This is a genomic window from Brevibacillus sp. FW301-21C12A, assembly GCF_058788915.1.
Genome location: NZ_JBYTBG010000051.1, coordinates 24,553 through 31,441, shown reverse-complemented (window position 1 = coordinate 31,441; position 6,889 = coordinate 24,553). Strand labels below are relative to the sequence as shown.

Sequence of the window (6,889 nt, the reverse complement as noted above, 5' to 3'; positions counted from 1 at the left end):
AGTGTAAACCAGCCATATAAAAAAGTGAAAAACTACGCTAGAGGAAGATCAAGCACGTTTAATGGTGAAGAGCTTCCTTATGTATTTTATTACACATTATACCATTTCGTATCAACATTTGCACTCAGAATCGTCTATAATGTTTTGTCGATTCCGACCATTTTTAATGTGCATCAGGAATAACCTTGTAATTAGACATTGTGTAATACGATCCAATACATTAACACGATCTTCAATCTATCTTCCCCAATTTCGTTCAAACTATTTACTAAGAATTCAAACTGTAACGCGGTGTTTGCCATGCTAACGGTCACCAAGTGAAGCAGAAGCCCTTTTCTTATGAGAGCAGCTATCCGTTATCGACCGATGATGCGGTGGAGTAAGCAATCCTCTTTTTCCCGCATTCACAAAAAAATACAGCTATCTGCAAGCAAGCGACAAAAAATGCCGATGCTCCTCTACAGGAAGCATCGACTTTTTGCAAATGTAGAAAACCCTACCGCCCAATACTCACCCAACCTGCTTCTCTGTCGTCGTGCAGACCGCGGACGAATTCCAGCTTCCTTTGTCCTGTGCCTTTGCTACTTCGTACATCTGCGATACCGTGCCTCCGACGAGTACGGGCACGTGCTGTTCGTGGGCTGCTGCTGCATAGAGCTGCAAGTCTTTTGGGCATGTGGTCGGCGCAAAAGGTCGCGTTTTGGTAAGTACCGTACAAAATTTTTGAATGACCGATGCCAGCATGTACGGATCGACGCCGGTGTTGCACCGCCCATTTCCGCCTGAATTTTGCCGCCGCGCGCCTCGACTGTTTGCCCAAAGCCAGTCAGTCCAGCTTACGACGATCACGTAAACGAAATACCCTTGATGAAAGGTGCCCTCCCGTTATTCCGTATAAGAATCCGCTCTGGGCAAAAAAGAGCCAGATCCCGCGCGGGTCTGGCTCTTCTCCTTCTGTCAATCACAATCAGCTAACTATGTCGCACACGTCCAAGCGCAGATTACTTGCGCAAGCTGCGGCGCAAAATTTTGCCCGTGCTGTTTTTCGGCAGCTCCGGTACGATTTCGACCAGGCGCGGCACTTTGTACTTCGCCAATTTGTCCTGGCAAAACGCGACGATGTCTTCCTGGGACACCGCTACTTCTTTGAGCGCGACAAAAGCTTTGACTGCTTCGCCGTGCACTTCGTCCGGCACGCCGATCACCGCCGCCTCGATAATCGCCGGGTGCTGGTAGAGCACTTCCTCCACCTCGCGCGGGTAGACGTTGTAGCCGTCGACGAGAATCATGTCTTTTTTGCGGTCTACGATGTACACATACCCTTCCTCGTCCATCCGCGCCATATCGCCCGTGTACAGCCAGCCATTTCGAAGCGTAGCGGCCGTATCTTCCGGCAGTCCCAAATAGCCGAGCATGACATTCGGGCCTTGCACCACCAGCTCGCCGACTTCGCCGCGCGGCAGCTCGTTGCCCTCCGGATCGACGACCTTGTTCACGACATGGGGGATGTTCACTCCGACCGAGCCAGGCTTTCTCGTCCCGCGCAACGGGTTGAAGGCAGTGGCCGGAGCCGCCTCGGACAGCCCGTAGCCTTCTAAGATCATTACCTCGTACTTGGCTTCGAACTTGTGCAAGAGCTCGACAGGCATGGATGCGCCGCCCGAGCAGCAGAGACGGACGGAAGCGAAATCTTCCTTCGTCGCATTCGGCAGTTGGAGCATGTAGTTGTACATCGTCGGCACGCCCGCAAAGCAGGTCGCTTTTTGCTCGCGGATCGTATTGACCACTTCTACCGGATGGAAGCGTGGAATGATGATAATGGATGCGCCGTAGCGAATCGGACCGTTGAGGCAAACCGTCATGCAAAAGACGTGGAACATCGGCAGCACCGCCACCACCCGATCTTCGGGGAGCAGCTCGAACAAAATCCCCATCGCTTCTGCATTGGAAGCCATGTTGCGGTGAGAGAGCATCGCGCCCTTCGGCTGCCCGGTCGTGCCGGACGTGTACAAAATCACGGCGAGATCGTCTTCGTGTCGCTCTGGCTCGACAAAGCTGCCGTCCCCCGCTTGTGCGACCTGCTCCAGCGTCAGCTCGTCGCCTGTCGCCTCCGTGTAGATGAGATGTGTCACATGCTCCAGTTGTTCCTTCAAGGGGGTAAGGACAGGTTCGAGCGCGGCGAGGGCGATCACGGCTTTAGCCTGGCTGTTGGCGAGGATAAAGCTGATCTCCCGCGGCGTGTAGATCGGATTCATCGGGACGACGGCAGCACCTGTCCGCAAAATCGCGTAGTAAGCGCTTACAAACTGTGGCCGATTGTCCATGATGAGCGCAACAGCGTCTCCTTTTCCGATCCCGAGCTTGGCCAAGCCGGAGGCCAGCTCATCCACCTGCTGGTTCAATTCTCGGTACGTGGTCGTCTCCCCCGAAAATATGTAGGCGGGATGGTCCGGGAAATTTTGTGCGCTTTGCCGCAAGTTTTCATTCAAATGATACATCACATCTACCCCCTTTTCAGAAAATTTTAACACCTGAAACGAGCCGGATAAAGCATTTCTTTTAGGAAACCGTAGGGATTTCTGCGAGCAACGGCGTCTTTTTTTCTTCCCGTTTGGCAAAGAGCAGAAAGAGGACGCCGCAGCCGACAAACAAGAGCGCATTCACGATCATCGCATGGCTGAAGCCGACGCCGACATTCCCTGCTGCCTGCACAATCGAGCCTGTGACGAGCGGAGAAATAATCCCGGCCAGCGTGACGAGACTGGACAGCACGCCTACAAGCAAGCCCGTGCGCTCTGGCAGCATGCTGCTGACGATGACAGAGGCGGCCGTGCCCACGGAAAAAGCAAACCCTTTTCCCAGGCAGAGCGCGATCAGCACAAGCGGCGTCGACTGGACGAAGGTGACCGTATAAAAGCACACGCCGCCCAAAATGATCGAGACTCCCCCTACCAGCACGTACGATTTGCGGTAGCTGCGATGCTTTTTATAGAGGCGATCCCCTGTCCAGGAAATCAGGATGGTCATCAGCCCTGCCAAAAGCCCCATCCCGGCAATCGAGTAGGCCATTTGCTGATTCGTTAAATGGATGACTTGCACCAGGTAGACAGGCTCCCATACAGAGGCAAACGTCGTGCCCCAAATTTGCGCGAAATAAATGAGAAAGCAGAGCAAAAACGTCGCCGAGAGCAGGACGCCGGAGATGTCCGTCCACCTGGCTTTGGGCAAAGCTGCCGCAGGCTTTGCCGCCTCGACGCTGATCGGCAGTCTGTCCTTGCCGACCCACAGCCAGATCAAAAGCCAAATCAGGCTGAGAGCGCCCATGAACGCCCAGGCAAACCGCCAGCCGTTGCTGTCAATGAGCGAAACCAGCAGCGGAGCCGAGGCCACAGCGCCCACAAAAGCGCCGAAGTTGACGGTCGAATAGACGAGCCCGCGCTTTTCTTCGGGAAACCATTTGTTCAGGTGGCTGACCACCGTCGCCCAAAACGGGCCTTCGCCGATGCCAAGCAGCACCCTCGCGACCACGAGCATCGGCAATCCGGCGATCGCATAAGCGCCAAACTGGATGACCGTCCAGGACAAAGCCATGATGGCGAGCATCTTTTTCGTCCCGATCCGGTCCGAGAGCGCCGCCCCCAGGATTCCGGCGATCGAGAAAAACCAGAAGAAGCTGCTTCCGACCAGCCCCCACTCTTTTTGCGACAGGGAAAACTCTGCCATAATCGGTACCGCAGAATAGCCCGCAATCGTTTTGTCCGCATAGTTAATCATGTACAGCACGAACAGCATGACCATGGTGATTCTCGCCATCATGTGAATCACTCCATTCAAGTATGGGATGGAAAGCAGATTCGGCGCAGCCAGCTCAGCCTTTTTGCAGCCGCACCCTCCCGATGCCGTTGTCCATTTCGATAACCGTGCCGTACGGTTCGCAAAGCGCCCGCAGTCCGAGCAAAATCTCCGGGTTCGCGCTCAGTCTCGGCCAGCCCATCCGATAGACAGGCTGCTCGAAGCCAAGCTCAATCGGGTGCAGCTCCAGCTCGACCAGCTCGCCATTTTGCATACTCCACAGCGGAATGACCGACTGCCACACCTCTTTGTGCACGCACAAGCCGCGCGTGTAGTTCGCGCTCATCGCCTCCAGCGCGTCTGCGACGTTGTGCGTATGGTCCAGCCCGTAATGTTCGTAAAAATCGGCCGGCTGCGTCGTCACTAACTCGGTCTGGAAGACGAAATCGCCCAGGCTGTAAAAGATCGGCCTGTTTTTGTAAATTTCGATGCCGCGCAGCAGATGCGGACCGTGCCCAACCACGGCATGCGCCCCGGCGTCGATACACGCTTTGGCGAAAACAGGCAAAAAGTCTGCGGGCACCTCTTTGGCATCGCCTTTCATCTCATGCGCGTGAATGCTGACCACGACGTAGTCGGCGCGCCGCTTCGCCTCCCCGATCCGCTGCACGATCCGGGCCCGATCGCGCGGATGCGGCTGAGTCGTCGTCCCCTCCTCTTCTCCCGCCATAAAGCGGGCGTTTCCGAACAAAAAAACGTCTTTGCCCGGATCGTTCATGAAGCCTTCCTCGATCAATAGCTTGTTGAAGGCGTTGATGTCTGTCACAGCGGCAATCTCTTGCAGCCTGGCGAGCTTTTCCGGCTGCAAATAATGCGTCATGACGTAGCGCAGCGGATTGATTCCGGGGCGGCCGATGCTGTCTGGACGCTGTTCGCCCGCCGCCCACCACGGATGGAACGTCGATGTCGCCGCGATCAAGGCCACTCTCGCCGACTCGCATTCGAGATAGCGGGGAGCGGACGCCTCCGCGAGATTTTTGCCAGCGCCGGCATGGACGAAGCCGTATTCATTCAGGTGGCGCTCCGTCGCTTCCAGCCCGCCGTACAAATAGTCGAGCGTGTGATTGTTCGCCCAGCCGATCATGTTAAAGCCATAGTCCTTCAATACCTGCAACGAAGCTGGCGGCGACATCGCCCAGGTGCCGCCGCTTTGCGCGCTCGGATAGCCTTCGTTGTCGTGCACGGTCGACTCCAGATTGGCGATGCGCACATCGGCACGATGCAGCAAACGGGCTACTTCCTGAAAAGCGTGATCGCGATAAGGCAAGTCGCATGTGAGAAAGCTGTCGCCTGTAGCGGCGAACCAAACGGGCAAAGACATGGCTGCATCCTCCCTTACTTTTTTGATAAGCGTTGGATTTTAATAGATCGAAAAGTCTTCTTCCTCTTCTCCGACGAAGGAGTAGAGCTTCGAGCTGATCTCATCGTAGTGCTGCAGCCGTTGTTGCACACGCGCAGCATCGTGGACCATCACCCCTTTGACGAGGACATTCAGCACCGAAAACAGCGTAGGCATGCCGCTGGTCGCAACAGGCTGCGGCGTCGTGATTTTCAGCAGCAGATCGGCAGCCTGGCTGATCGGCGACAGCTCGCCCTCGGTAATCGCGAGCACTTTTGCCCCCAATGCCTTGGCGGAATGCACCATGGCGACCGTCTCGCTCGGATGGCGCGGAAAAGAAAGCGCAATGACGAGCCACTCCTGCTCGCGTTCGGTCAAAAAGTAGTCGGCGTTGTCGACCGCGCCCGTGTACAGGTGGGTGTTGCCCTTGATCGCGTTCAAGGCGGAAAACAGCCACTTCGCCGGGATGTGGCACCAGCGAAACCCTACGACGACGATCCGGTGCGCCGCCATAATGCTTTGCACAGCCTGATGCAGCAAGCCGTAGTCGATCTGCTGCAAGCTTTGCTGGAGGTAGGCGATGTCGGTTTCGATGACCTGGTGCGCGTAATTGTCGCGGGTGAGCGCAGCTTCGGTGTCGCGGTATTTCTGGATCGGCCCCTTTCTCTGGTCGCCGATCAACAGCGACTTTTTGATCTCCTCCTGCAACTCTGTGTAGCCGGAATAGCCCAGCGCGTAGCAAAAACGAATGACGGTCGCCTCACTCGTATTCGTCAGCTCCGCGATTTTTTTGGCCGTATGGATAGCTAGCAGGCTCGGCTTTTCGAGGGCGATTTTGGAAATGATCTTTTGGCTGGCGGTCAAATGGCCGTATTGCTTGCGAATGCGTTCTTTTACGTGCTGGTGCTGATCCTGATCCATACCGAAAAGACTCCTTTGCGTTTCGTTTGGTGTAAGTTTTTAGAATAGTATATCTTTTGCATTAATTTACTTCAATACATCTTGGAAAATGTAGTTCATCCTTCAGTTTACTGCCTGTCATCGCTGTACGCCCGGACTCCAGCCGGATAGGCACACAGTCGTGGCGAAGCGCACGCAGCCACAGACCATGCACACTCGCGGCGCGATCCGGAAAAGTGGCGTTCAGTCCGTGCTGTCAAACCTTTGACATCGTTTCGGGTTCGTATGATACACTATGGTTCAAACAGCCACCCAAGGAGGTACGCCAGGATGGGCACAGCCACACACGAAGATGCGATTCGCACCCTCTACCGGCAAGTCATTCGCGGCTGGAACGAACACAGTGCATCCGGCATGTCCGCTCCGTTCGCGGCAGACGGCGAGCTTATCGGCTTTGACGGCAGCCATCTGATCGGACGAGCCGCCATTTTTACGCACCTGCACGACGTTTTTTCCCACCATCTGACTCCCCCCTTTGTGTACAAAATCAAGTCCGCATGCCTGCTCAGCGAGGAAGTGGGGATGGTTCGCGCCATGGTCGGCATGATCCCTCCCGGAAAAGACGAGCTTGATCCAGCGCTCCATGCGCACCAGACGCTCGTAGCGAAAAAGCAGGGCGAGCAGTGGGAAGCCGTACTGTTTCAAAATACGCCTGCACAGTTTCACGGACGGCCCGAGCTGGTCGAGCAGTTTACAGAGGAGCTGCGGCCGTTGGTGCGGCAACAGTTGTTTTGACGT

General features: G+C 55.6%; 7 protein-coding genes. 2 read left to right on the top strand and 5 right to left on the bottom strand.

All coding sequences use genetic code 11. The features are described from left to right. Window positions 1-183: hypothetical protein (locus tag AC3WQH_RS22375; RefSeq protein ID WP_492332252.1), on the top strand; the 183-nt coding region annotated here is incomplete at its 5' end. Window positions 184-510: 327 nt separating this feature from the next. Here AC3WQH_RS22375 and AC3WQH_RS22370 read toward each other — a convergent pair. From AC3WQH_RS22370 to AC3WQH_RS22350, 5 genes are all read right to left on the bottom strand, one after another. Continuing rightward, the gene (locus tag AC3WQH_RS22370; RefSeq protein ID WP_327920011.1) at window positions 511-849 is read right to left on the bottom strand and encodes a hypothetical protein; all 339 of its coding nucleotides are present in this window, start codon (window positions 847-849) and stop codon (window positions 511-513) included. Between the two features lie 152 nt (window positions 850-1,001). Beyond that, complete coding sequence (locus AC3WQH_RS22365) at window positions 1,002-2,498, bottom strand: long-chain-fatty-acid--CoA ligase (protein WP_122952742.1); 1,497 nt, start codon at window positions 2,496-2,498, stop codon at window positions 1,002-1,004. A 61-nt stretch (window positions 2,499-2,559) separates the two neighbouring features. Beyond that, a complete protein-coding gene (locus AC3WQH_RS22360) occupies window positions 2,560-3,816 on the bottom strand; it encodes an MFS transporter (RefSeq protein WP_007782012.1) in 1,257 nt (418 codons plus the stop codon). Window positions 3,817-3,868: 52 nt separating this feature from the next. Beyond that, window positions 3,869-5,173 carry a CapA family protein gene (locus AC3WQH_RS22355; protein ID WP_005834884.1) on the bottom strand — a complete coding sequence of 435 codons (1,305 nt, stop codon included), beginning with the start codon at window positions 5,171-5,173 and terminating at the stop codon, window positions 3,869-3,871. Between the two features lie 39 nt (window positions 5,174-5,212). Further along, window positions 5,213-6,112, bottom strand: a complete 900-nt coding sequence (locus AC3WQH_RS22350) for a MurR/RpiR family transcriptional regulator (protein ID WP_005834882.1) — start codon at window positions 6,110-6,112, stop codon at window positions 5,213-5,215. A 309-nt stretch (window positions 6,113-6,421) separates the two neighbouring features. Here AC3WQH_RS22350 and AC3WQH_RS22345 point away from each other — a divergent pair, with 309 nt between their 5' ends. Beyond that, window positions 6,422-6,886 carry an SgcJ/EcaC family oxidoreductase gene (locus AC3WQH_RS22345; protein WP_005834879.1) on the top strand — a complete coding sequence of 155 codons (465 nt, stop codon included), beginning with the start codon at window positions 6,422-6,424 and terminating at the stop codon, window positions 6,884-6,886. Window positions 6,887-6,889: the final 3 nt, after the last annotated feature.